The organism is Sphingopyxis sp. DBS4 (assembly GCF_024628865.1).
In the GTDB taxonomy this organism is placed as follows: Bacteria; Pseudomonadota; Alphaproteobacteria; order Sphingomonadales; family Sphingomonadaceae; genus Sphingopyxis.
The window spans coordinates 211738-235107 of record NZ_CP102384.1; the positions used below are offsets into that span (position 1 = coordinate 211738).

Annotated in this window: 25 protein-coding genes and 1 pseudogene; 17 read left to right on the top strand and 9 right to left on the bottom strand. The window is 66.6% G+C overall.

Annotated features, from left to right (window positions below):
• Window positions 1–67: 67 nt before the first annotated feature.
• Window positions 68–2338, top strand: coding sequence for a spermidine synthase (locus tag NP825_RS00955; RefSeq protein WP_257547652.1), 2271 nt, complete (start codon window positions 68–70; stop codon window positions 2336–2338).
• Window positions 2335–2889, top strand: coding sequence for a gamma carbonic anhydrase family protein (locus NP825_RS00960; protein ID WP_257547654.1), 555 nt, complete (start codon window positions 2335–2337; stop codon window positions 2887–2889). Before NP825_RS00955 ends, NP825_RS00960 begins: the two co-directional genes overlap by 4 nt.
• Window positions 2890–2921: 32 nt before the next feature.
• Here NP825_RS00960 and NP825_RS00965 read toward each other — a convergent pair whose 3' ends face one another.
• The 5 genes from NP825_RS00965 to NP825_RS00985 all read right to left on the bottom strand — a co-directional run bounded on the left by NP825_RS00965 (window position 2922) and on the right by NP825_RS00985 (window position 8514).
• Complete coding sequence (locus NP825_RS00965; protein WP_257547656.1) at window positions 2922–3587, bottom strand: inner membrane-spanning protein YciB; 666 nt, start codon at window positions 3585–3587, stop codon at window positions 2922–2924.
• Window positions 3584–4510 (bottom strand): signal recognition particle-docking protein FtsY, encoded by a 927-nt coding sequence (gene ftsY, locus NP825_RS00970; protein WP_257547658.1) that lies wholly within the window; start codon window positions 4508–4510, stop codon window positions 3584–3586. Before ftsY ends, NP825_RS00965 begins: the two co-directional genes overlap by 4 nt.
• On the bottom strand, window positions 4507–5805 hold the full coding sequence (locus tag NP825_RS00975) for a MiaB/RimO family radical SAM methylthiotransferase (protein WP_257547660.1): 1299 nt from the start codon (window positions 5803–5805) through the stop codon (window positions 4507–4509). Before NP825_RS00975 ends, ftsY begins: the two co-directional genes overlap by 4 nt.
• On the bottom strand, window positions 5802–6608 hold the full coding sequence (gene dapF / locus NP825_RS00980) for a diaminopimelate epimerase (RefSeq protein ID WP_257547662.1): 807 nt from the start codon (window positions 6606–6608) through the stop codon (window positions 5802–5804). The genes NP825_RS00975 and dapF overlap by 4 nt, the downstream gene beginning before the upstream one ends.
• A 283-nt stretch (window positions 6609–6891) precedes the next feature.
• Complete coding sequence (locus NP825_RS00985) at window positions 6892–8514, bottom strand: bifunctional diguanylate cyclase/phosphodiesterase (protein WP_257547664.1); 1623 nt, start codon at window positions 8512–8514, stop codon at window positions 6892–6894.
• Window positions 8515–8756: 242 nt separating this feature from the next.
• Between NP825_RS00985 and ffh the strand changes: the two genes are divergently transcribed.
• The 3 genes and pseudogenes from ffh to rimM all read left to right on the top strand — a co-directional run bounded on the left by ffh (window position 8757) and on the right by rimM (window position 11451).
• Window positions 8757–10223: a signal recognition particle protein gene (ffh, locus tag NP825_RS00990; RefSeq protein ID WP_257547667.1), complete on the top strand. Its 1467-nt coding sequence runs from the start codon at window positions 8757–8759 to the stop codon at window positions 10221–10223.
• Window positions 10224–10314: 91 nt separating this feature from the next.
• Window positions 10315–10782: pseudogene (gene rpsP / locus NP825_RS23545) on the top strand (30S ribosomal protein S16); the annotation flags it as partial.
• Window positions 10783–10956: 174 nt separating this feature from the next.
• Window positions 10957–11451: a ribosome maturation factor RimM gene (gene rimM / locus NP825_RS01000; RefSeq protein WP_257547671.1), complete on the top strand. Its 495-nt coding sequence runs from the start codon at window positions 10957–10959 to the stop codon at window positions 11449–11451.
• Window positions 11452–11515: 64 nt separating this feature from the next.
• On the opposite strand, the gene NP825_RS01005 is transcribed toward rimM, so the two are convergent.
• A complete protein-coding gene (locus tag NP825_RS01005) occupies window positions 11516–11731 on the bottom strand; it encodes a hypothetical protein (protein ID WP_257547673.1) in 216 nt (71 codons plus the stop codon).
• 102 nt (window positions 11732–11833) lie between these two features.
• On the opposite strand from NP825_RS01005, the gene NP825_RS01010 reads away from it, so the two are divergent.
• The 11 genes from NP825_RS01010 to NP825_RS01060 all read left to right on the top strand — a co-directional run bounded on the left by NP825_RS01010 (window position 11834) and on the right by NP825_RS01060 (window position 19254).
• Window positions 11834–12754 carry a LysR substrate-binding domain-containing protein gene (locus NP825_RS01010; protein WP_257547675.1) on the top strand — a complete coding sequence of 307 codons (921 nt, stop codon included), beginning with the start codon at window positions 11834–11836 and terminating at the stop codon, window positions 12752–12754.
• Window positions 12755–12799: 45 nt separating this feature from the next.
• On the top strand, window positions 12800–13069 hold the full coding sequence (locus NP825_RS01015) for an AbrB/MazE/SpoVT family DNA-binding domain-containing protein (protein ID WP_257547677.1): 270 nt from the start codon (window positions 12800–12802) through the stop codon (window positions 13067–13069).
• Window positions 13062–13445, top strand: a complete 384-nt coding sequence (locus NP825_RS01020; RefSeq protein WP_257547679.1) for a type II toxin-antitoxin system VapC family toxin — start codon at window positions 13062–13064, stop codon at window positions 13443–13445. The genes NP825_RS01015 and NP825_RS01020 overlap by 8 nt, the downstream gene beginning before the upstream one ends.
• Window positions 13442–14179: a tRNA (guanosine(37)-N1)-methyltransferase TrmD gene (gene trmD / locus NP825_RS01025; RefSeq protein ID WP_257547681.1), complete on the top strand. Its 738-nt coding sequence runs from the start codon at window positions 13442–13444 to the stop codon at window positions 14177–14179. Before NP825_RS01020 ends, trmD begins: the two co-directional genes overlap by 4 nt.
• A 5-nt stretch (window positions 14180–14184) precedes the next feature.
• A complete protein-coding gene (gene rplS, locus NP825_RS01030) occupies window positions 14185–14562 on the top strand; it encodes a 50S ribosomal protein L19 (RefSeq protein WP_037555002.1) in 378 nt (125 codons plus the stop codon).
• Window positions 14563–14657: 95 nt separating this feature from the next.
• A complete protein-coding gene (locus NP825_RS01035) occupies window positions 14658–15278 on the top strand; it encodes a DUF1287 domain-containing protein (RefSeq protein ID WP_257547685.1) in 621 nt (206 codons plus the stop codon).
• A gap of 41 nt (window positions 15279–15319) precedes the next feature.
• Complete coding sequence (locus NP825_RS01040; RefSeq protein ID WP_257547687.1) at window positions 15320–16345, top strand: aspartate-semialdehyde dehydrogenase; 1026 nt, start codon at window positions 15320–15322, stop codon at window positions 16343–16345.
• Between the two features lie 156 nt (window positions 16346–16501).
• On the top strand, window positions 16502–17281 hold the full coding sequence (locus tag NP825_RS01045; protein ID WP_257547689.1) for an arginine deiminase family protein: 780 nt from the start codon (window positions 16502–16504) through the stop codon (window positions 17279–17281).
• Complete coding sequence (locus NP825_RS01050) at window positions 17278–17904, top strand: DUF2238 domain-containing protein (protein ID WP_257547691.1); 627 nt, start codon at window positions 17278–17280, stop codon at window positions 17902–17904. Before NP825_RS01045 ends, NP825_RS01050 begins: the two co-directional genes overlap by 4 nt.
• Window positions 17901–18371 (top strand): GFA family protein, encoded by a 471-nt coding sequence (locus NP825_RS01055; protein ID WP_257547694.1) that lies wholly within the window; start codon window positions 17901–17903, stop codon window positions 18369–18371. Before NP825_RS01050 ends, NP825_RS01055 begins: the two co-directional genes overlap by 4 nt.
• Window positions 18372–18516: 145 nt before the next feature.
• Window positions 18517–19254, top strand: a complete 738-nt coding sequence (locus NP825_RS01060) for a DUF4336 domain-containing protein (protein WP_257547696.1) — start codon at window positions 18517–18519, stop codon at window positions 19252–19254.
• 117 nt (window positions 19255–19371) lie between these two features.
• Here the strand turns inward: NP825_RS01060 and NP825_RS01065 are convergent, their stop codons facing one another.
• The 3 genes from NP825_RS01065 to NP825_RS01075 are packed head-to-tail and all read right to left on the bottom strand — an operon-like array spanning window position 19372 to window position 22530.
• On the bottom strand, window positions 19372–20964 hold the full coding sequence (locus tag NP825_RS01065) for a DHA2 family efflux MFS transporter permease subunit (RefSeq protein WP_257547698.1): 1593 nt from the start codon (window positions 20962–20964) through the stop codon (window positions 19372–19374).
• A gap of 10 nt (window positions 20965–20974) precedes the next feature.
• Window positions 20975–22090, bottom strand: a complete 1116-nt coding sequence (locus tag NP825_RS01070; RefSeq protein WP_257547700.1) for an HlyD family secretion protein — start codon at window positions 22088–22090, stop codon at window positions 20975–20977.
• A complete protein-coding gene (locus tag NP825_RS01075; protein WP_257547702.1) occupies window positions 22090–22530 on the bottom strand; it encodes a MarR family winged helix-turn-helix transcriptional regulator in 441 nt (146 codons plus the stop codon). Before NP825_RS01075 ends, NP825_RS01070 begins: the two co-directional genes overlap by 1 nt.
• A gap of 132 nt (window positions 22531–22662) precedes the next feature.
• Here NP825_RS01075 and NP825_RS01080 point away from each other — a divergent pair, with 132 nt between their 5' ends.
• Window positions 22663–23310: a 2-hydroxychromene-2-carboxylate isomerase gene (locus NP825_RS01080; protein ID WP_257547704.1), complete on the top strand. Its 648-nt coding sequence runs from the start codon at window positions 22663–22665 to the stop codon at window positions 23308–23310.
• The last annotated feature ends 60 nt before the right edge of the window (window positions 23311–23370 follow it).

Genomic DNA, 23370 nt, shown 5'->3' on the forward strand with positions numbered 1-23370 from the left:
TGGTCATGCGGTCGTGGCGCGACGCGGATGTCGCATATTCGATTGCGCGCGGGGCGTGGACGGCGGCATGATCGATCGCCTGTCCGCAACGCCGCGCCGCTGGCTGTTCGTGCTGACGATATTCGTCGGCAGTTTCCTGCTGTTCCAGGTTCAGCCGATGGTGGCGCGGATGGTTCTGCCCAAGCTGGGCGGCGCGCCCGCCGTCTGGAACAGCGCAATGCTCGTCTATCAGGCGCTGCTGCTCGGCGGCTATGCCTATGCCCATTGGCTCACCCGTTTCGAGGTGCGCCGCCAGGCGACGATCCATGTCGCGCTGTTCCTCGTCGCGGCGCTGTGGCTGCCGATCGGCATCGCGAACATCGCGCCGCCCGCGCCGGGGCAGGAAGCGCTGTGGGTGCCGCTGCTGCTGCTCGCGTCGATCGGCCCGGTCTTCTTCGTCGTGTCGGCGCAGGCGCCGTTGATGCAACGCTGGTTCGCGGCCGATGCGCGCGCCGGCGATCCCTATTATCTTTATGCCGCCTCGAACCTCGGCAGCTTCGCCGGGCTGATCAGCTATCCCGCGCTGGTCGAGCCGGCGATGCCGCTAGCGGCGCAAAGCTGGGGGTGGAGCGCGGGTTACGGTGTGCTCGTCCTGCTCGTCGCGGCGAGCGCGGCGGCGCGCTGGCACGCCCATGCCGTGCAAGCGGATGTTGCCGATGGCTCCGAGCCGCCGCCCTCGCTGCGCCGCCGGTTGCACTGGCTGCTGCTCGCGGCGGTGCCGTCGGGGCTGATGCTGTCGACGACGACGCACCTCACCACCGACATCGTCGCGATGCCGCTGCTCTGGGTGCTGCCGCTCGGCCTCTATCTCCTTAGCTTCGTCATCGCTTTCTCGACCGCCGAGCGATTGACCCAGATTTTCACGACCATCGCCCCGGCCGTGCTGCTGGCGATCGGCGGGCTGGCGCTGCTCAGCACCGGCGGCGGGACGATGCTCGTCGCGCTCGCGGCGCTCGCGATGCTGTTCATCGTGGCGGTCGCGCTCCACGGTTATCTCTATCATCTGCGGCCCGCGGCGGAGCATCTGACGCTCTTTTACCTCATCATGTCGGCGGGCGGGGTGCTCGGCGGATTGTTCGCCGCGCTGATCGCCCCGCTGATCTTCGACTGGGTCTACGAGCATCCGCTGCTCGTCCTTGCCGCCGCGATGCTGTTGCCGCTCCCGGCGCTGTTCCCGTGGGACGCATGGCCGAAACTGTCGCCGGGCCGGGCGCGCGCTATCGCCGCGCTGCTGGTCGCCTTCGCGATCTTCGCCTGCTGGAAGATGACGGGCGAATGGGCGGGCCGCTTCGAGGGAGCCGTGGCGGTCTGGGGCGCCGCCATCTTCGCCGCCGGCCTCCTCGTCATCGGCTGGCGCTGGGCCTTCGTTTCGATTCTCGCGCTGCTGATGATCGGCGTCGGGGGATGGAGCACGCTTCAGGAAAGCGTGACCGGAATGCGCGTGCGCAGCTATTTCGGCGTCTATACGGTGACCGACGATCCGTATCGCCACCAGCGCCGCCTTGCGCACGGGACGACGCTGCACGGGCTCCAGCGCACCGATGCGCCGCATCAGTTCGAGCCGACCACCTATTACGGCCACCAGTCGGGGGTCGGGCTGACGCTCGACAAGGCCGAAGCGCTCGCCGGGCCGCGCGCTGCGGTCGGGCTCGTCGGGCTCGGCGCCGGAACCCTGTCCTGCTACCGCCGCCCGGGGCAGCGCTGGACGATCTTCGAGATCGACCCGGCGATGGCGCGAATCGCGCGCGACCCGTCGAAATTCACCTTCATCAGCCGCTGCGCCCCCGATGTGCCGATCGTGATCGGCGACGCGCGGCTGCGGATCGCACAGCAGCCCGCGGCGCAGTTCGACATATTGATCATCGACGCCTTTTCGTCGGATGCCATTCCGCTGCACCTGCTGACGGCCGAAGCGATCGGCATCTATGCGCGCGCGCTGAAACCGGACGGCATCTTGCTGATTCATATCTCGAATCGCTTCTTCGACCTCGAACCCGTGCTGGCGGCGGAGGCGAAGGCGCGCGGCTGGTCGGCGGCGATCCGCATCGACCCGTCGCCCGACGAAGGCGCGGCCGACGAGGATTTCAGCAACCTGACCGGATCGAACTGGGTGGCGCTGACCGCGACACCGCAGCGCCTCGGCCAGTTGACGGACGGTCTCGAGCCGCGCACGGAGGCGGCGAAGGACGGTATATGGGTGCCGCTCGAATCGCGGCCGCATTTCGAACGCTGGACCGACGATTATGCGTCGACCCTGCCGGTCCTGTTTTGGGGCCATCTGATCGGACAACGCGAATGACCTATACCGACGTCAGCATCATCACCGTCAACGGCAAGACGCCGCAGATCGACCCCAGCGCCTTCATCGCGCCGGGGTGCCGGATCATCGGCGACGTGACGATCGGCCCCGATGTCAGCATCTGGTACAATTGCGTGCTGCGCGCCGACGTCAGCCGCATCGTCGTCGGCGCGCGGTCGAACATCCAGGACGGGAGCGTCGTCCATTGCGACGGCCCGATGCCGCACCGGCCCGACGGTTTTCCGACGATCATCGGCGAGGATGTGCTGATCGGCCATATGGCGATGGTGCACGGCTGCACGCTTGCCGACCGCGCTTTCGTGGGGTTGAAGGCGACGGTGATGAACGGCTGCCGCATCGGCAGCGACGCGATGCTCGCCGCGGGCGCGCTGCTCACCGAGAACAAGGACATTCCCGCGCGCGAACTGTGGGCGGGCGCTCCCGCACGGCGCGTGCGCGACATCGACGACGCGCAAGCCGCGGGAATGCAGGTCGGCGTACAGCATTATGTGCTGAACGGCCGCATGCACAAGGCGGCGGTGGAGGGTTAAGTCTTCTCCCCTCCCGCAAGCGGGAGGGGAAGTCAGCTTTCTTCGGGCACCGCCAGCCCGTTCTTCAGCATCACCGGAACCTGCGTCAGCGTGAAGAGGAAGGAGAGGGCGGTGACGCCCCAGACCTTGATCGTCAGCCACGCATCGAAGCTCATCTGCTTCGCCTGGATCAGTTCGTACATGACATGGTTGGCGACGCCGAGCGCGGCGAAGAACAGCCCCCAGTTGCGCGACAGCAGCAGCCAGCCCCTTTCGGTCACGCCTTCGAGCGCCGATTGCAGCAGATATTTGAGCATCGGCTTGCCCAGCGCCCAGCCGCCGAGCAGCAGCGCCGCAAAGGCGGCATAGATGATCGTCGGCTTCATCACGATGAAGCGCTCGTCGTGGAACCAGATGGTCAGCGCACCGAAACCGAGGACGAGGATGCTCGATACCCATAGCATCGGCGAAATCCGGCCGAGCTTCCATTTCGATACGATCATCGCGGCGACGATCGCGACCATGAAGGCGATGGTGCCCTTGATCGCGCCGGTCGTCGCGGCAAAGGCGCCGCTGCCGCCAGAGGTGAATTTATAAGTCACGAAAAAGACGAGCAGCGGCCCGAAATCGATCGCGAAATTCAGCCAGCCATGCTTGGCGGGCGGCGGCGCAGGTACGGCTTCGGGGCCGCCGGGAAGCTGTTCAAGTTGGTCGCTCATCGGATGTTTCCGGCAATGATGCCCGCGATCTCGTCGGCGTCGAAGGGGCGGAGGTCGTCGATCGTCTCGCCGATGCCGATCGCGTGGATGGGAAGGCCGTGGCGTTCGGCCGCGGCGACAAGGACGCCGCCGCGCGCGGTGCCGTCGAGCTTGGTCATGACGAGGCCGGTGACCCCGGCGACTTCGCGGAACACGTCGATCTGCGACAGCGCATTCTGCCCCGTCGTCGCGTCGAGCACCAGCACGACATCGTGCGGCGCGGCGGGATTGAGGCGGCCGAGAACGCGTTTGATCTTCGCGAGCTCGTCCATCAGCTCGCGCTTGTTCTGGAGGCGCCCGGCGGTGTCGACGATCAGCACGTCGATGCCGGTCGCGGTCGCCTGTTTGACCGCGTCGAACACGATGCCGGCCGAATCGCCGCCCTCGGGACCGGCCATGATCGGGATGCCGAGCCGTTCGGCCCAGACCTTCAATTGCCCGATCGCGGCGGCGCGGAAAGTGTCGCCCGCGACGAGCATCACGCCATAATCCTGTTCCTGGAACAGGTGCGCGAGCTTGGCGATCGTCGTGGTCTTGCCCGACCCGTTGACCCCGATCACGAGGATCACCTGCGGGCGCGGAAAGGCGTCGATGTCGAGCGGTTCGGCGACCGGGCGCAGCACCGCTGCGATTTCCTCGGCGACGATGCCGCGCAATTCCTCGGTCCCGTTCGCGGCGACGTCGCGGCGCTCGGCGAGCCGGTCGCGGATGCGTGCGGCCATGACCGGGCCCAGGTCGGCGGTGATCAGCGCCTCCTCGATGCGGTCGAGATCCTCGTCGTCGAGCCGCGACTTGCCGGTGAGCCCCGACAGATTTTCGCCGAGCCGCTCCGACGTGCGCTTGAGGCCGCCGAGCAGCCGGTCGCTCCAGCTCTGTCCGGTCATGCGTCCAGCCTTTCGGCGATCATCCGGTCGCCGTCCCGCGCGGTCAAGCGGACCCGGGCGATGGTACCGGGTTCGGCGGGTGCGGTCAGCGTCAGCGGCGCGAAATTCTCCGCATGGCCGGTCAACCCGTCGCGCTCGACGAGCATCGTTGCGGTGCGGCCCGCCTGCGCGTCCAGCCACGCATGGCGCCGCCGCATATTGGCCTCGCGCAGCAGCGCGGCGCGCGTCCGCGCGACGGCGCGGCCGACCTGCGGCATTCGCGCGGCGGGGGTTCCGGCGCGCGGGCTGTAGGGAAAGATATGGCCGAAGACGATGTCGCAATCGTCGATCAGGGCCATTGTATGGGCAAACATCTGGTCATCCTCGGTCGGAAATCCGGCGATCAGGTCGGCGCCGATGGCGATGTCGGCGCGCGCGGTCTTGAGCCGTTCGGTCAGGCGGACGGCGTCGGCGCGGCGGTGGCGGCGCTTCATGCGGGTCAGGATCATGTCGTCGCCCGCCTGAAGCGACAGATGGACGTGCGGCATCACGCGCTTTTCCTCTGTCAGCAGCGCGAACAGGGCGTCGTCGATGCGGTTCGGGTCGAGCGACGAAAGACGCAGGCGCTCGATCGGCAGCCCAAGCAGCGCCTCGATCAGCGCGGCGAGCGTTGTCCCGCTGTCGTCGCCATAGCTCGCAAGGTCGACCCCGGTCAGGATGATCTCGCGCTGGCCGCGATCCCATGCGATCCGCGCCGCGTCGAGCACGGCGTTGACCGTCGCCGAACGCGCCGTGCCGCGCGCCATCACCGTCGCGCAAAAGGTGCAGCTATGCGCGCAGCCGGTCTGGACGCCGAGGAAGGCGCGCGCGTGATCCGGGCCGGACAGGGCGGGGGAATAATATGCCGTGTCCCCGCGAAGGCGGGGACCCATCTCCGGTGGGTTCGAAATGACACCGGCGGAAGATGGACCCCCGCCTTCGCGGGGGAACGGTGTGGGGTTTTGACTATAACTCTCCGCCAACCCCTTCGCATCGTTTGCCACCACCCGCGCGCCCATTGCCGCGAAGCGTTCGGCCTCCAGCTCCGCCGCGCAGCCGGTCACCACGACGTCAGCCTGGGGCCGCTCGCGCAGCGCGCGGCGTACCGCTTGACGCGCTTGCCGCACGGCCTCGTCGGTCACGGCACAGCTATTGAAGACGATCGTGTCGCGCGCGCCTGCCTCGCGCGCGGCGGCGCGGATCGCCTCGGCCTCGGCGATGTTGAGGCGGCAGCCGAAATTGACGACCTCCTGCCGGTCGGCGGCAAGGAGGCTCATCCGAAGCGCGCCCAGTCGGTCTCGCCGTCGAAGACGCGCGTCGCGGCGCCGCTCATCACGATCGGCTCGCCCGGCGCCCAGCGAATGATCAGGTCGCCGCCGGGCAGCGACACGGTGACCGGCGATGCGACGAGCCCGGCGCGGATCGCCGCGACGGCGGTCGCGCAGGCCCCGGTGCCGCACGCCTGCGTCAGCCCGACGCCGCGTTCCCAGACGCGAAGCTGCAGCTGGTTCTCGCCATCGAGGCTCGCGACATTGACGTTGACGCGTTCGGGAAACAGCGGGTCGGTCTCGATCCGCGGGCCGAGTTCGGCGAGCGGCACCGCGTCGGCCTCGGGCACGAAGAAGATGATGTGCGGATTGCCGACATTCACCGCGGCGCCACGCTCCAGCTCGTCCCACGCGACCGGCATGTCGCGCGTGTCCATCGGCATCGCGAGCGGAATCGCCTCCCAGTCGAAGACGGGTTCGCCCAAGGTCACTTCGGCGCCACCGTCGGCGGGGGTGACGCGCAGCATTCCGCCCAGCGTCTCGATCACTGCGGGCCGTGCCAGCAGCGTCGCGACGCAGCGGGTCGCGTTGCCGCACGCCTCGACCTCACCACCGTCGGCGTTGAAGATACGCATCCTCACATCGGCCTTTTCGGACGGTTCGAGCAGGATGAGCTGGTCGCAGCCGATGCCGTGCCGCCGATCGGCGATCGCATGCGCGCGCGCCGGGGTCATCGCGACCGCCTTCTCGCGCGCGTCGATGACGACGAAGTCGTTGCCCAGTCCATGCATCTTGGTGAAGCGGTCCGCCATGGGCCGCATTTAGGGATGCAGTGCAGGGAAGTCTAGCGAGGCGTCGGCACCGCGTTGTGCGAGAGCGACGCGCTATATTGTTTCACGCGAAGCCGCGAAGACGCGAAGGATGTCGCGTCATGGCATCTGCGTAGACTGCCAATCGCGCGAAGCGCCTTTCAAGGTCGCCTGCGGCGACAGGAGAAGCATGAGATTCATCCGCGATCTTCTTCGCGTCTTCGCGTCTTCGCGTGAAACTCCCTGGTGCGGCATCTTTTCGACGAGCGGCCTGCTGCGTCCGAGATCACGCCCTCTTGCGCAATTCTGCTTCCTCGCTCGCCGCCTCGGGCAGCATCGGCGCGCGCAGCAGGCCGCGGTCGGCGAGCAGGCGGGCGGTGTCGTCGATCGACGCGGCGCGGCCGTAATACCAACCCTGCCCCTTCGAGCAGCCGAGCCGGGTGAGTTCGATCGCGGTCGCCTCGTCCTCAACCCCCTCGGCGGTGATCGGCATCGCCAGGCTTTCGCCGAGCCGGACGATCGCGACGACGATCGCCAGCGCGTCGGGGCTGCCGCGCATCGCGGCGATGAAGCTGCGGTCGATCTTGATCCGGTCGAACGGCAGCGCGCGCAGGTGCGACAGCGAGCTGTAGCCGGTGCCGAAATCGTCGAGGCTGAGCGACACCCCCTGATTCTTGAGGCTGGTGACAATCGAGCGGACGAGCGGCAGATTCTCGAACAGCGAGCTTTCGGTGATCTCGACCTCGAGCTGATTGGCCGGGAAGCCCGTTTCGACGAGCAGCTTGGTCAGCTTCTGGCTGAACCAGGGGTCCTTCAGTTGCTGCGGCGAGATGTTGACCGCGAGGACGATCGACGGATCCCAGCCCTTGGCGATCTCCATCGCACGGCCGATGACCTGGAGCGACAGTTCGCCGATCAGGCCGCTGTCCTCCGCAACCGGGATAAAGCGTTCGGGCGGGATCAGGCCATATTCGGGCGATTCCCAGCGCATCAGCATCTCGAAGCCGACGAGCCGGCCGGTCGCGATATCGACCTGCGGTTCGAAATAGGGGATGAATTCGCCGCGCGGCATGCCGTCGCGAATCCCGGTCTCGATCTGGTTGCGGACCTGGACCGCCATTTCCATGCCCTGCTCGAACCAGATGTGGCGGTTCCGCCCTTCGTCCTTGCCGTGATACATGGCGATGTCGGCTTGGCGGACCATTGTTTCCATCGTCATGCTGGCATCGGTGGCGAGCGCGATGCCGAGTGATGCGCCGACGCGGATCTGCTGCGAATCATGCGCGACATTATCCTCAAGCGCGGCGACCAATGCCGCGGCGAGCGCGTCGATGCTGGCGCGCGCGGCGGGTTCGAACGACAGCATCGCGACGAACTCATCGCCGCCGAGTCGTGCCTTGGCGGCAGTCGGCGGCAGCACGCTGCTGATGCGCTCGGCCGCGACCTGCAGCACGCGGTCGCCGGCCGCGTGGCCGTGGATGTCGTTGACCGTCTTGAAATGATCGAGGTCGAGCAGGAACAAGGCGACGTGGCGCCCGTTCGATGTCGCGTCGGTGATCAACCGCTGGCCCTGGACGAGCAGCGCGCGGCGATTGAGGAAGCCGGTGAGCGGGTCGGTGTCGGCGAGGTAGCGCGCGCGCTGTTCCGCCTCGGTTCGCTCGCGGATTTCGCGGTTCAGATCCTCATAGCGCCGCCAGCCGAAGAGAAGGAGCGCGACATTCAGGATCAGCGCGATCGCCAACACCTTGTCGGGGCCGCCACCGATGCCGACGAGCGTCTGCACGATCGACTGCATCACGCTGCCGCCGGTGCCGACGAACAGCAATATGCCGGCGACGACGATGCCGCCGGCGACGACGTCGCGGCGCGCATCCTCGCTTCGGTCGCGAGACTTCGGCCATAATGTCATAGATTCATTCCCCACCATGTCCTGCATATTGGCTGCGAGCGGTGAAATTTGCGTTAAGTGCAGACGGGGCCGGCCTTGCCTTTCTCCCCGCTTTTGCGTAAAAGCGCCGCGTTCGGGCGCATCTTGCACCCGGGCAGATACGACATCCGCGACGGAAAACCTGTCCACGGATACCGCTGGTTGGCGAGGTTTCGCTCACCGGCGTGTTTTGCGTTGCGGTCGTCAGAAGGTTGAAAAAGCGCATGTTCGACAGTCTGAGCAATCGGCTTGGCGATGTTTTCGGAAAGCTCCGCGGCCGCGGCGCGCTGACCGAGGCCGACGTGCGCGCGGCGATGCGCGAAGTGCGAATCGCCCTGCTCGAGGCCGACGTCGCGCTGCCCGTGGTGCGCAGCTTCGTCGATCAGGTCACCGAACTCGCGATCGGCCAGAATGTCCTGCGTTCGGTCACGCCGGGGCAGCAGGTCGTCAAGATCGTCAGCGACGCGCTGACCGAGATGCTCGGGTCGGAGACCGCCGAACTCGAACTCGCCGTCACCCCGCCCGCCGTCATCATGATGGTCGGCCTGCAAGGGTCGGGTAAGACCACCACGACCGCGAAGATCGCCAAGCGCCTCAAGGACAAGGAGCGCAAGAAGGTGCTGATGGCGTCGCTCGACGTCAATCGCCCCGCCGCGCAGGAACAGCTCGCCGTGCTCGGCAGCCAGATCGACGTCGCGACCCTGCCGATCGTCGCGGGCCAGCAGCCGGTCGAGATCGCGCAGCGCGCGCTGCAGGCGGCGAAGCTGCAAGGCTTCGACGTCCTCATGCTCGACACCGCGGGCCGCCTCCACGTCGACCAGCAACTGATGGACGAGATGCAGGCGGTGTCGCGTACGACGAACCCGGCCGAGACGCTGCTCGTCGTCGACAGCCTGACCGGGCAGGATGCGGTGCAGGTCGCGCAGCGCTTCACCGACCAGGTGCCGCTGACCGGCGTCGTGCTGACCCGCATGGATGGCGATGCGCGCGGCGGTGCCGCGCTGTCGATGCGTGCGGTCACCGGCAAGCCGATCAAGTTCGCGGGCACCGGTGAAAAGCTCGACGGGCTCGAACTCTTCCAGCCCTCGCGCATCGCGGGCCGCATCCTCGGCATGGGCGATGTCGTCAGCCTCGTCGAACGCGCCGCCGAGACGATCCAGGCCGAAGAGGCCGAGGCGATGGCGGCGAAGATGGCGAAGGGCCAGTTCGACCTCGACGATCTTCGCACGCAATTGAACCAGATGCGCCGCATGGGCGGCCTCGGCGCGCTCGCGGGAATGATCCCCGGCCTCAAGAAAGCGCAGGCGGCGATGGCCGACAGCGGCGCCGACGACAAGATGCTGATCCACTTCGACGCGATCATGGGCTCGATGACCCCCAAGGAGCGCGCGAAGCCCGAAATTCTGACCGCCAAGCGCAAGATCCGCATCGCCAACGGCTCGGGGACGACGGTGCAGCAGGTCAACCGGGTGCTTAAGATGCACCAGGAAATGTCGACCGCGATGAAGCGTATCCGCAAGATGGGCGGCCTCAAGGGGCTCGGCGCGCTGTTCGGCAAGGGCGGCGGCATTCCCGGTATGGGCGGGGGCGGAGGAATGGGCGGCGGAGGCGGCGGTCTCGGCGGGCTGCCCGGCCTCGGCGGCGGGGCGATCCCGCCCGAACTCGCCAATTTGATGAACAAGAAGAAATGACGGTCCCGACAGGCCGTCATCCCCGCGAAAGCGGGGATCCAGAGTTTACGAAAACCCAAGTTTGAATTGAATTAGAAAGAAGGACTACATCATGGCTACCTCCATTCGCCTTTCGCGCGGCGGCTCCAAGAAGCGCCCCTATTACAAGATCGTCGTCGCCGATTCGCGCAGCCCGCGCGACGGCCGCTTCATCGAGCGTATCGGCAGCTACAACCCGCTGCTCGGCAAGGATAATCCCGAGCGCGTCAAGCTCGACGCCGAGCGTGCCGCGCACTGGCTGAGCGTCGGCGCCCAGCCGAGCGACCGCGTCGCCCGTTTCCTCGACGCCGCCGGCATCAAGGAACGCGCCGCGCGCAACAACCCCAACAAGGGTGTTCCGGGCGAGAAGGCCAAGGAACGCGCCGAGGAAAAGGCCCAGAAGCTGGCCGACGCTGAAGAGGCGGCGAAGGAAGCCGCTGCGGCTCCGGCCCCGGAACCCGAGGTTGAAGAAGCGGCCGCTCCCGAAGCCGCCGAATCGGATGCGACCGGTTCGGTGAAGAGCGAAGAGACCGCCGAAGCGGTGGCCGAAGCCGTCGCTGACGAAGTCCCGGCCGACGCGACCGCCGAAGACGCGACCGCGATCGCCGAGGAAGTCGCCGAAGGCGGCCCGGTTGCCGAAGAAACCCCGGCCGAAGAAGCTGCGACCGAAGCCGCCGCTGAAGAAGCCGGCGAAGAAAAGGCCGAAGGCTAAGCCTTGGCGAACGCCGACCGCCCCGTCACCCTCGCCGCCATTGCCGGCGCGCATGGGGTGCAGGGCGAGGTGCGGCTCAAGCTGTTCGGCGAAGGCGCGGAGGCTCTCCGCGCCTTTTCCGTTTTCGACGCGGGCGGTCGCAAGCTGACTCTGAAATCGGTGCGTCCGGCGAACCAAGGCGCGGTCGCAAGCTTCGCCGAGATCGCCGACCGCAGCGCAGCCGAAGCGCTGCGCGGCACGATCCTGACCGTCCCGCGCTCGGCATTGCCGCCGCTCGGTCCGGGCGAATATTATCATCACGACCTGATCGGCCTGCCGTGCGTATCGACCGGCGGCGCTGCGATCGGCCATGTCGCGGCGGTCGAGAATTTCGGCGCGGGCGACATCCTCGAAATCGAGAAGTCCGACGGCAAGCGCTTCATGGTGCCGATGACCGCGCAGGCGGTCCCCGCGTGGGACGCCGACGGCGTGACGGTGAACGCGGCTTTCATCGAATAAAGCGCCCGCCGTCCCCGGTGCCGGCGAGGGACCACCGGACGGGAACGGCAGACGCGAGCGCGGCTCAGCGGTGACGGGCCGCGCGAACCGGAGCACTCTGCCCCGCAACGTGGCGGGCGGGCGCCACGAAATAGACGTCCTCGCCCGATGCATGGCTGGGGGCGACCGTTTCGACGAACCGGCAGGCCGCGCGGCGCAGCCATCGGAACCCGCGGTCGAGATCCGCGCTCAGGCGTTCGTGACCGTGCGTCCAGCCGCGCATGAAATGCTCTTCCATCATCGCTTGTCTCCTTTCGTCCGCGATGGTCCGCAGATGCGCTCGGGCGGCCCGCAAAGCCAACAAAACTATTGCGGCATGATATAAGCACAACTTATATGAGATATGTCCAAGCTCCCGCCTCTTGCCGCCGTTCGCGCCTTCGAAGCCGCCGCCAGGCTCGAGAATTTCTCGCGCGCCGCCGATGAGTTGGGCATGACGCAAGCAGCCGTAAGCTATCAAATACGGCAGTTGGAGGAGCGGTTGGGTCGCGCGCTGTTCGTGCGGGCGAAGGGACGGGTGCGATTGTCCGACACCGGGCGACGCCTGCTTCCAGCAATAAGCACAGCTTTCGCTACGATGAACGATGCCTTCGCCGCGCTCAGCAGCGATGACGCCGATATATTGACGATCAGCGCCGCGATCACCTTCGGCGGTACCTGGCTCAGCGCACGCATCGGACGCTTTCAGCTTCGTCATCCCGACATCGCGGTGCGCCTCCTGATGTCGAACGAACTCGTCGATTTCGATGCGACCAATGTCGACGTCGCGATCCGCACCGGCGGCGGGGATTGGCCGGGGCTGCGCAGCGACTTTCTGTTCGGCAGTCACGTCACGCCGATCTGCTCGCCCGCCTTTCGCGATGCGAACGCGATCGTGGCGCCCACCGATCTGCTCCGCGCTCCGCGCCTCGCGCCGAACGATCCCTGGTGGGCGGGTTGGTTCGCTGCGGCCGGCATCGGTACCCCGCCGCCGCCTTCGCGCCGCGGGATCGAACTCGACAGCCAGCTTCAGGAAGCGATCGCGGCGCAGGGCGGTTTCGGCGTCGCACTGATGACCCCGCTCTTCTGGCGCGCCGAACTCGACAGCGGGCGGCTCGTGCGCCCGTTCGAGACGCTCTATTGTCCCGGCACCGCCAATTTCCTCGTCCATCCCGAAGGCCGCGTCGGTGTCCGCAAGATCGAGCGGTTCCGCGAATGGCTTCACGAGGAACTGGCGATGGATCGCGATCTGGTTCCGGCGCCGCTGTGGCAGGCGATGGATTGATTCGGAGCGATCTCGTATATACATAATGTATATACGGAGCCTGCCATGACCAAGGAATATCGCGCCAAAGTGTTCAAATCGGGCAATTCGCTCGCGCTGCGCCTGCCCAAGGCGCTGGGGATCGAGGAAGGAACCGAGATGATCGTCCGCGAGGAACGCGGCGAATTCCGCTTCGAGCCCGCCGACAAGCCCAAGGCGAAGATCGACGTCAGCGGTTTTTGGGGCAAGGCGCCTTGGCTCAAGGTTCCGGAGCGTCGTGATTTCGAGGAGCGTCAGCTCGATTGGGAAGGCAAAAAACTGAAACCCGATGAGTGAATTTCGCTTTCTGCTCGACAGCAATATCTGCATCTACTTGCTAACTGCCGCTTCACCAAAACTTCTCGATAAGGTAAGCCAGCAGGATGCGGGTACGCTTTGCTGCTCGGCGATCAATCTGGCTGAAATCGCGGTGGGTTATGGCGCCAGCGCGCTCGACGCCTCCGACCTGGGCATCTTTCTGGAAAATGTTCCGGCCGTTCCATTCGACGAGGCTGCGGCAAGGATATACGGCACCTTGCCGCATAAGCGGGCGGTCTTCGACCGGCTGATCGCGGCCCACGCCCTGTCACTCGGCCTGACCCTCGTAACCAACAACGAAGCCGACTTCGCCGATGTCCCGGGGCTGAAAGTCGAGAATTGGACGCTGCCTTGACCTTCACCGCCGTCCCGCTGACCCTTTACCCCGACATGTTCCCCGGCCCGCTGGGGCACAGCATGGCGGGGCGCGCGCTCGAAGCCGGGGTCTGGGCGTGCGATCCGGTGCAGATCCGCGATTTCGCGACCGACAAGCATCGAACCGTGGACGATACGCCCGCGGGCGGCGGGGCGGGGATGGTGCTCAAGGCCGATGTCCTCGGCGCCGTGATCGACCATGCGATGGCCGCGCATCCGGGGTTGCCGGTGCTGGCGATGACGCCGCGCGGGGCGCCGATTACGCAGGCGCGCGTGCGCGCGCTGGCGGCGGGGCCGGGAGCAATCATCCTCTGCGGCCGGTTCGAGGGGTTCGACGAGCGGATTTTCGAGGCGCGGGCCGTCGAACAGGTGTCGATGGGCGACATCATCCTGTCGGGGGGCGAGATGGGCGCGCTGCTCCTCCTCGACGCTTGCATTCGGCTGCTTCCCGGCGTAATGGGCGCGCCATCCAGCGGTGACGACGAATCGTTCGAGAACGGTTTGCTCGAATATCCGCACTATACCCGGCCCGTCACATGGGAAGGGCGCACGATCCCCGAAGTGCTGCGATCGGGGGATCATGCGAAGATCGCCGCCTGGCGGAAACAACAGGCCGAGATCGATACACGGTTACGCAGGCCGGACCTTTGGGAGCGCCATGAGGGCGCTCGGGACCGACCTGCCTCTGGCGCGCGGCGAAAAGAAAAGGACTAGAGGACATGAACCTCATCCAGACGATCGAAGCCGAAGAAATCGCCAAGGCTGGCAAGACCATTCCGACCTTCCGTCCCGGCGACACGCTGAAAGTCGGCGTGAAGGTGGTCGAAGGCGAACGCACCCGCGTCCAGAATTTCGAAGGCGTGTGCATCGCACGCTCGAACAAGGGCATGGGCTCCAACTTCACCGTGCGCAAAATGTCGTTCGGCGAAGGTGTCGAGCGCGTGTTTCCGCTCTACTCGCCCAACATCGATTCGATTACCGTCGTCCGTAAGGGCGCTGTCCGTCGTGCGAAGCTTTACTATCTGCGTGGACGCACTGGTAAATCGGCACGTATTGCGGAGCGCCGCGATTACCGGTCGGAAGCCGGCGAAGGCTAAGGAGAGCTTCTCCTCCATAAAGCCGAAACAGCTTTCAAAAACGACCGGTTCCGCCAACAGGCAGAGCCGGTCGTTTTCATTTGGGCAAAGCGAAATTGATCCAGCCGTCCCCCACTTTCCAGCCGACACGGCGCGCCTTCATCGGCGCGGGGCTGTGCTTTGGGGCGTTCGGCTTCGCGGGGCAGGCGATGGCCGCGACCCATGCGCAGCGGCTTGTCGCGGCGGCGCGCAGACAGATCGGCGTCACGCTGCGCTATGACCCCGCCTATACGGTGCTGTCCTTTCCGAACGGCGACGTCGACCGCGTCAAGGGCGTGTGCACCGATGTCGTGATCCGCGCCTTTCGCGATGCGCTGGGGCTCGATCTGCAAGCGCTCGTCAACGCCGACATGCGCGCCAATTTCGGGGCCTATCCGAAGAACTGGGGGCTCGGCCGTCCCGACCGCAATATCGACCACCGCCGTGTTCCCAACCTCGCGACCTTCTGGCGGCGGCAGAAGGCGGCGGTTCCGGTGAGCGAAGATCCGGCGGGCTGGCGGCCGGGCGATATCTTCACCCAGCGGGTGGGCGGGCGCCTGCCGCATACCGGCATCGTCTCGGACCGGAAGAATACGATCGGCATCCCGCTGGTCATCCACAATATCGGCGGCGGCACGCGTGAGGAGGATGCGCTGTTCGCGCATCCGCTGACCGGCCATTTCCGCTGGAAAGTCTGATTATCGTTTCCACCGAATTCTTACGCTTGAGGAGTGAGTAGATGGGTTATCGTATCGTTGTCGCCGGGGCCACGGGCAATGTCGGGCGCGAAGTGCTCGCCATTCTCGCCGAGCGCGAATTTCCCTATGACGAACTGGCGGCGGTCGCATCGTCGCGCAGCCAGGGCGACGAGGTCGAGATCGGCGACACCGGCAAGACCGTCAAATGCCAGAATATCGAGAATTTCGACTGGTCGGGCTGGGACATGGCGATCTTTGCGATCGGCAGCGACGCGACCGCGATCCACGCGCCCAAGGCCGCGGCGGCGGGCTGCGTCGTGATCGACAACAGCTCGCTCTATCGCATGGACCCCGACGTGCCGCTGATCGTGCCCGAGGTGAACCCCGACGCGATCGACGGCTATACGGCGCGCAATATCATCGCCAATCCGAACTGCTCGACCGCGCAGATGGTCGTCGCGCTCAAGCCGCTGCACGACGCCGCGACGATCAAGCGCGTCGTCGTCTCGACCTATCAGTCGGTGTCGGGTGCGGGCAAGGCGGGGATGGACGAGCTCTGGAACCAGACCCGCCAGATCTTCGTCGGCGACGAGAAGGACGTGACCAAGTTCACCAAGCAGATTGCTTTCAACGTCATTCCGCACATCGACAAATTCCTCGACGACGGTTCGACCAAGGAGGAATGGAAGATGGTCGTCGAGACCAAGAAGATCCTCGACCCCAAGATCAAGGTCACCGCGACCTGCGTCCGCGTCCCGGTGTTCGTCGGGCACTCCGAAGCGATCAACATCGAGCTGGAAGATGAATTGCCCGCCGAGGAAGCGCAGCGCATCCTGCGCGAGGCGCCGGGTGTCGTGCTCCACGACAAGCGCGAGGACGGCGGCTATATCACGCCGGTCGAAGCGGTCGGCGATTTCGCGACCTTCGTCAGCCGCGTCCGCGACGATCCGACCGTCGACAACGGTCTCAACCTCTGGTGCGTCAGCGACAACCTCCGCAAGGGCGCGGCGCTGAACGCGGTGCAGATCGCCGAACTGCTCGGCCGCCGGCACCTCAAGAAGGGGTAAAGCGACTCTCCAAATCCCGTTCGTGTCGAGCCCTTCGACTGCCTTGGCAGGCGCTCAGGATAAACTTCATCCTGAGGATGAAGTCGAGACACCCATCGTTGGCGTTTGCCCTCACGGCATCTCGACTTCGCTCGATGCGAACGGATAAGGGAGTGCATGACCAGTCCCTTCGCCTTCACCCACGCCCTCTGCCGCGCCCCCGCCCCATCGGCGGTCAAGGGCCTGCGCGCCGGGGACGGGCCCGATCCCGATTTCGCCGGCCTCGCCGCCGAACATGCCGCCTATGTCGCGGCGCTGCGCAATCTCGGCCTGTCGGTCGATGTGCTGCCGCCGCTCGACGCTTTCCCCGACGCGCTGTTCACCGAGGATGTCGCGCTGACCTTTCCCGAAGGCGCGATCCTGCTGCGCCCCGGCGCGGGACCCCGCGCGGGCGAGGTCGAGCATATCCGCGCAGCGCTCGCGGCGCGCCACGCGCGTCTGCTCGCAATGACGGGGCCGGGCCATGCCGACGGCGGCGACATATTGCGTCTCGCCGACCGCGTGATCATCGGCCTGTCCGCGCGCACTGACCGCGCGGGCGCCGAGGAACTGGCGGTGCTGCTCAGGGAACTCGGCATCCGCGCCGAGATTGCCGAGACCCCGCCCGGCGTGCTCCATTTCAAGACCGGTTGCGGGCTGATCGACGAAACGACGATCCTCGCCGTTCCCGCGCTCGCGGGCTGCCCGCAGTTCGCCGGTCTGACGGTCGTCGAGACTCCGGCGGGCGAAGAGGCGGCCGCCAATCTGCTGCGCATCGGCGACACGATCCTCGTCGGTGCCCGCTGGTCCGCCACCCACGCCCTGCTGTCCGCGCGCGGGATCGCCGTCCGGCCGATGGCGACCGACCAGATCGCGCGCATCGATGCGGGGCTGAGCTGCATGTCGCTGCGCTGGTGATCGCGTCGCTGTCCCGGCCGCAGCGCTGGTTTCTCGGCCTGCTTCTCGCGCTGCTGCTCACCGCCCAGATCGCGCAGCCCTATCCCGAGGTGGCGCTGTTGCAGCATATTCCGACGGGGCTGCTGCTCCTCGCTTCGCCGTGGCTGCTGCGCCGCTGGCCGCTCTCGAGCCCGGCGCTGGCCTGCATCGTCGCCTTTCTTGCGTTGCATACGCTCGGCGGGCGCTATGCCTATAGCAATGTTCCCTATGACGATTGGGCGCGCGTGCTGACCGGCGCGACGCTGTCCGAAAGCTTCGGCTGGACGCGCAACCACTATGACCGGCTCGTCCATTTCGGTTTCGGGGCGCTGTCGGCGATCCCCGTTGCCGAAATCGCGCGGCGCTGGGGCGGCCTGGGGCGACGCGGCGCGGTGGTTGCCGTGCTCGGCTGGGTGCTCGCCATTTCCTGCCTCTACGAGATTTTCGAATGGCTACTGACGATCGTTGCGGCGGGCGAGACTGCCGATCGCTATAATGGGCAGCAGGGCGATATGTGGGACGCGCAAAAGGATATGGCGATCGCCGCGCTCGGTGCGATCGTCATGTTGCCGGCGATAACGGGACAAGGAAGGAAAGCGACATGACGCGCGAGATTACCGGCGGCTGCCGCTGCGGCCAGCTTCGCTACCGCTTCGTTCAGGAGGGGCCGCTGCTCAACTATTGCTGCCACTGTCTCGACTGCCAGAAGTCGACCGGCAGTGCCTTTGCCGATCAGCTGATCGTGATGGAAGCCAGCCTGTCGAGCGAGGGGCGGCGCGTCGAGCGCGCGATGCCGCGCCCCTCGGGCGGCGTGTCGACGCACAGCTTCTGCCCCGATTGTTTCGGCCGCATCTACAACGTCAACAGCGAGCGTCCCGGCATGGCGATCGTGCGCGGCGGCACCCTCGACGACCCGGCGGAGCTCGACCCGTTCGCGCATATCTGGGTGCGGCGGAAACGCGATTGGGTCGCGATCCCCGAAGGCGTGCCGGCTTTCGACGCGACGCCCGATCCGGCGAGCTTCATGGAACTGGCGATGACGCGGCGGGGGGCCGGTTCCCGGCTGGGATGATGACCTGATTTGTGGAACCAGGTGCGATTTTTCTGTCTTCGTCACTCCGGATCAAGCCCGGGGTGACGAGGAGTGTAGTCGAACTGCCTCCCTACTCCAGCCGGGGAGTGTTTGAACCCGGCTAGCCGGGGTGGTAGGAAAGGCGATGGCCGGCTTTCGCCCCTATGCGCCGCTCAATGTCCCCAAGCCCTTCGGCGAGAATATCTGGATCGTTGACGGGCCGGAAATCCGCATGGATTATGGCCCCGCCTCGATCCCCTTTCCGACGCGGATGACGCTGGTGCGGCTGGGCGACGGGCGCCTGTGGGTCCATTCGCCGGTCGCGCCGGAAGCCGCGCTGTTCGACGCGGTCGATGAGTTGGGCGAGGTCGCGTGGCTCGTTGCCCCCAACAGCCTTCATTACTGGTTCGTCGCCGACTGGCAGCAGCGCTATCCGCAGGCGAAGACCGCCGCGGTGCCGGGGCTCGCCGAAAAGGCGAAGCGGACCTTTCGTATCGACGCGGTGCTCGATGGCGCCGGCGCGCCGTGGCCGCGCGAGGAGATCGACACGGTGCTCGTTCCCGGCACGGCGGTGAGCGAAGCGGTCTTTTTCCACCACGCGTCGCGCGCCGCGATCCTGACCGACCTGATCGAGAATTTCGAGCCGCAGCGCGTCGTCAATCCCGTCTATCGCTGGCTCGTTCGCCTATCGGGCGCGGCGCATCCCGACGGTACGGCGCCGATCGACCTTCGCCTGACCTTCTGGCCGAAGCGGCGCGCGGTCCGCGCGGTGGTAGCGGCGATCCTCGCCTGGCCCTGCGAGCGCGTGGTGATGGCGCATGGGCTTCCCTATGCCTCGGACGGTGCCGCCGAACTGCGCCGGGCACTGCGCTGGGCAAGGTGAAGGGCGTTTTAAGCCGATAAGCGACGTTCTGCATCTCCTGCCTTCGTCATTCCCGCTTTCACGGGAATGACAAAGAGGGAAATGTCCGTTCCCCGCCCCCTTCAGGACAGTCGCACTCTAATGCCCCATGTCGGCGGCCGACGCCGCCGGGCCGCCGGGCTTTGGCGGACGCAACAGGATGACGAGCGGGACCGAGGCGAGCGTTACCCACATCATCGCCCAGAAATTGTCGATATAGGCGACCATCGCCGCCTGCCGGTTGATCTCGGCATTGACCATCGCCATCACGCTGCCGCCGAGCTGGCCCAGCCGGTCTGAGGTCGAGGGATCGATCATCGATACCGAGCCGCTGGTGATATGCGCCACCAGGTCTTCGTGGCTGGTCTGTGTGTTGGCGCCGAGCAGGGTCGTGACGACCGAAATGCCGACCGAGGCGCCGACGCTGCGGAACAGGTTGAGCAGGCTCGCGCCATCGGTGCGCCACATCGGGCCCAGCGTCGCGAAGGCCATGGTGTTGAGCGGAATGAAGACCAGCCCCATGCCGAGCCCCTGGACGAGACCGCTGACGACCACCGGCCACGCGCCCATCATCAGCGACCAGTGGCTCATCTGCCACAGCGAGTAAGCGGCGATCAACAGGCCGCTGCCGACCATCCAGCGTGCGTCGACCTTGCCGATCAATCGCCCGGCGACCGACATGCTGAGCAAGATGCCGATGCCGCGCACCGCGAGCACCCAGCCGGTGTCGATCACCGGCCAGTCGAACAGGCGCTGAAGCATCGGCGGCAGCAGCGCCATCGACGAGAACATGACGATGCCGATCACGACCATGAAACCGAGCGCGGTCGCGAGGTTGCGGTCGGCGAGCATCCGGCGGTCGAACATCGTGTTGCGCGCGGTGAACAGGTGGATGACGAACATCCACAGGCACGAGATCGAGACCCCGGTCTCGATCCAGATTTCGAGGCTGTCGAACCAGTCCTTCTGTGCGCCGCGGTCGAGCATGAGCTGGAGCGAGGCGAGACCCAGCGCGAGCATCGAAAAGCCGAAAAGATCGAACTTGCGTTGCTTGCGCCCCGTCGCGGGGAGCAGCGCCCACATCAGCGCGAAGGTCGCCGCGCCGACCGGCAGGTTGACGTAGAAGACCCAGCGCCAATTGGCCGATTCGGTCAGCCAGCCGCCGATGATCGGTCCCATGATCGGCCCGACCATGATCCCCATGCCCCAGATCGACATCGCGCGCGCGTGACGCTCGGGCGGGTTGATGTCGAGCATCACCGACTGCGACAGGGGGCCGATGAAGGCGGCGCTGATCCCCTGGAGGAAGCGGAAGATCACCATCTCCTCCAGATTCTGTGCCGCGCCGCACGCCATCGAGGCGATGATGAAGCCGATCACCGCGCCGAGGAACAGCGCCCGCCGCCCGATCTTGTCGGCGAGCCAGCCGGTGATCGGCATCGCGACCGCCGAGGCGATGATATAGCTGGTCAGCACCCAGTTCACCGTCTCGCTCGTCGCGCCGAGGCTCGACTGCATGTGCGGGATGGCGACGTTGGCAATCGTCGTGTCGAGAATCTGCATCACCGACGCGCCCATGACGGCGACGGTCAGGAGGCCGCGATAGCGCACCTGCTCGTAGAGCGGGCGATCCTCATGGACGACCGTCGCCGCGGGCGCGGCGCGGCGGCGGGGAAGGGCGCGGCTGGCCATCAGGCGGGGCTTATTTGCAGCCGTCCGACGTGATCACCTTCACCTCGGTCGACAGGCCCGCGATCATCGGGCGCTTGGCGACCTCGTCGAAGGCGATGCGGACGGGGACGCGCTGCGTCACCTTGACCCAGTTGCCGGTCGCATTCTGCGCCGGCAGCACCGAAAATTCGCTGCCCGTGCCCGCGCCGATCGTCTGGACGTGGCCGCGCACGACCAGCCCCGGATAGGCGTCGAAGCGCATTTCGGCGCGCTGCCCCGCGCACATATGGGCGAGGTCGGTTTCCTTGAAATTGGCGTCGACCCACGGATGCGCGGTGTCGACCAGCGTCACCGCGGGAAGCCCCGCGACCATCATCTGGCCGAGCTGGAGGCGATCCGATTCGGCGACGCGGCCGGCGCTCGGCGCGCGCACTTCGGTGCGGCCCAGATTGACCTCGGCCTGCGCGCGCTGGACCTTCGCCGCCTCGACCTGCGGATTGACGCCGCCGGCGCCGGTCGCGAGCTTGGCGCGCGCTTCGGCCGCATCGGCGCGGGCCTGCGCCAGGCTGGCGCGTGCCTGTTCGACGGCGTGCTTCGAGGCGTCATAGGCGGCCTTGGTGGTGAAGCCCTTTTCCATCAGCGCCGCCTGCCGCGCGAAATTCGATTCGGCGAAGCCGACGGCTTCCTGCGCCGCCCTGATGTCGACGCTGGTCGAGGCGAGGCTCGCCGACAGATTGCCGACGTCGACCTTGGCGGCGTCGATCGCGGCGCTCGCCTGCGCGACGGTCAGCGCATAGGGATGGCCGTCGATGCGGAAGAGAAGCTGGCCCTTTTGCACCTCCTGCCCCTCGCGTACCGCGACTTCGGTGATCAGGCCGCCGACCTCGGCCGCGACCGACACCTTGTCCATCTGGACATAGGCGTTGTCGGTCGACACCGACCCGCCGCTGGTCAGCCACCAGGCGCCGCCCGCGACCGCGAGAAGCAGCGGCACGCCGAACATCAGCGCGCGGGTGCGCCACGACGCCTTCTCCTCCATCCCGGCTTCGGCCGCGGGAGTTGCCGCAGCCGGCACCGGGTCAGCCTTGGGCAGCGCTTTTGGCCGCGCGTCCTCGGCCTTGGTGCGGGAAGGGGAGAGCTGGTCCATTACAGGGCTTCTTTCAGGCATTCGCGGCGGGAGAGATTGGCGCGCACCCGCTCGACGAGCACCGCGAGCTGTTCGCGTTCGGCGGGGGTCAGGCCTTCGGTAGCTTCGTCGTTCAGCACTTCGGCGGTGCGGCGGACCGAGTGGAGCAGGTCGGCGGCGCGCGCGGTCAGGTAGAGCCGCCAGGCGCGGCGGTCGGTCGGGTCGGCGCGGCGCTCGACCAGCCCGGCCTCGGCGAGCCGGTCGACCATCCGCGACAGGGTGATCGGCTCGACCTCGATCAGCTCGGCGAGCGGTCCCTGCCGGATTCCCTCATGCCGCTTGAGATAGGTGATCAGCCGCCATTGCAGTGCGGTGATCCCGCTGGCTTTCGTGCGCGCGTTGAAGGCGCGGCGATACAGCCGCGCGCTGTCGTTCAGCAGGAAGCCGATCGTTTCGTTCATGGCGGCGCATATAGTAGCAGATGCTATTATATTCAATCGCAACTTTGCTGCATCTGCGAAACATCTGATATGGTGTAAAATTTCCCGACAGGGGTGCTTGCGCTGTCCGGCATTTTCGGCACTATGCGTGCCATGACCCTGACCGCCGACCTCTTCTGGTCCTTTCGCTCGCCCTATTCCTATCTGGCGATCGGCCGCTACCGCGCGCTCGCGGCGAGCCACGACCTGACGATCGATCTGCGCCCGGTCTATCCGCTCGCGATCCGCCAGCCCGATTTCTTCGAGCGCAATCACCCGAACTGGCTGAGCTATACGATGCGCGATATGATCCGCGTCGCGCAGTTCCACGGCATTCCTTTCGGCCCGCCGCGGCCCGACCCGATCGTCCAGAATGTCGCGACGCGCGCGATTGCGGAGGAGCAGCCCTATATCTACCGCCTGACCCGCCTCGGCCAGGCGGCGTCGCGGCGCGGCAAGAGCCTCGCTTTCTGCCACGAGGTGGCGCAGCTCATCTGGGGCGGCGCGCAGGACTGGCATCTCGGCGATCATCTCGCCGGCGCTGCGCAGCGCGCGGGGCTCGATCTTGCCGAGCTCGACGCCGAGGTGGTGGAGGATGCCGAGTCGCTCGACACCGAAATCGCGGCGAACCAGCTCGCGCTCGAACTCGCGGGACATTGGGGCGTGCCGACATTGGTTTTCGATGGTGAACCTTTCTTCGGACAGGACCGCATCGAGCTGGCGAAATGGCGGATGGAGCAGAAGGGGCTGCGGGCGCGATAGCGGAGTTTCGCGCAGACGCTACAGAGATTTTCGGTTCACGCGGAGACGCGGAGAGATTGC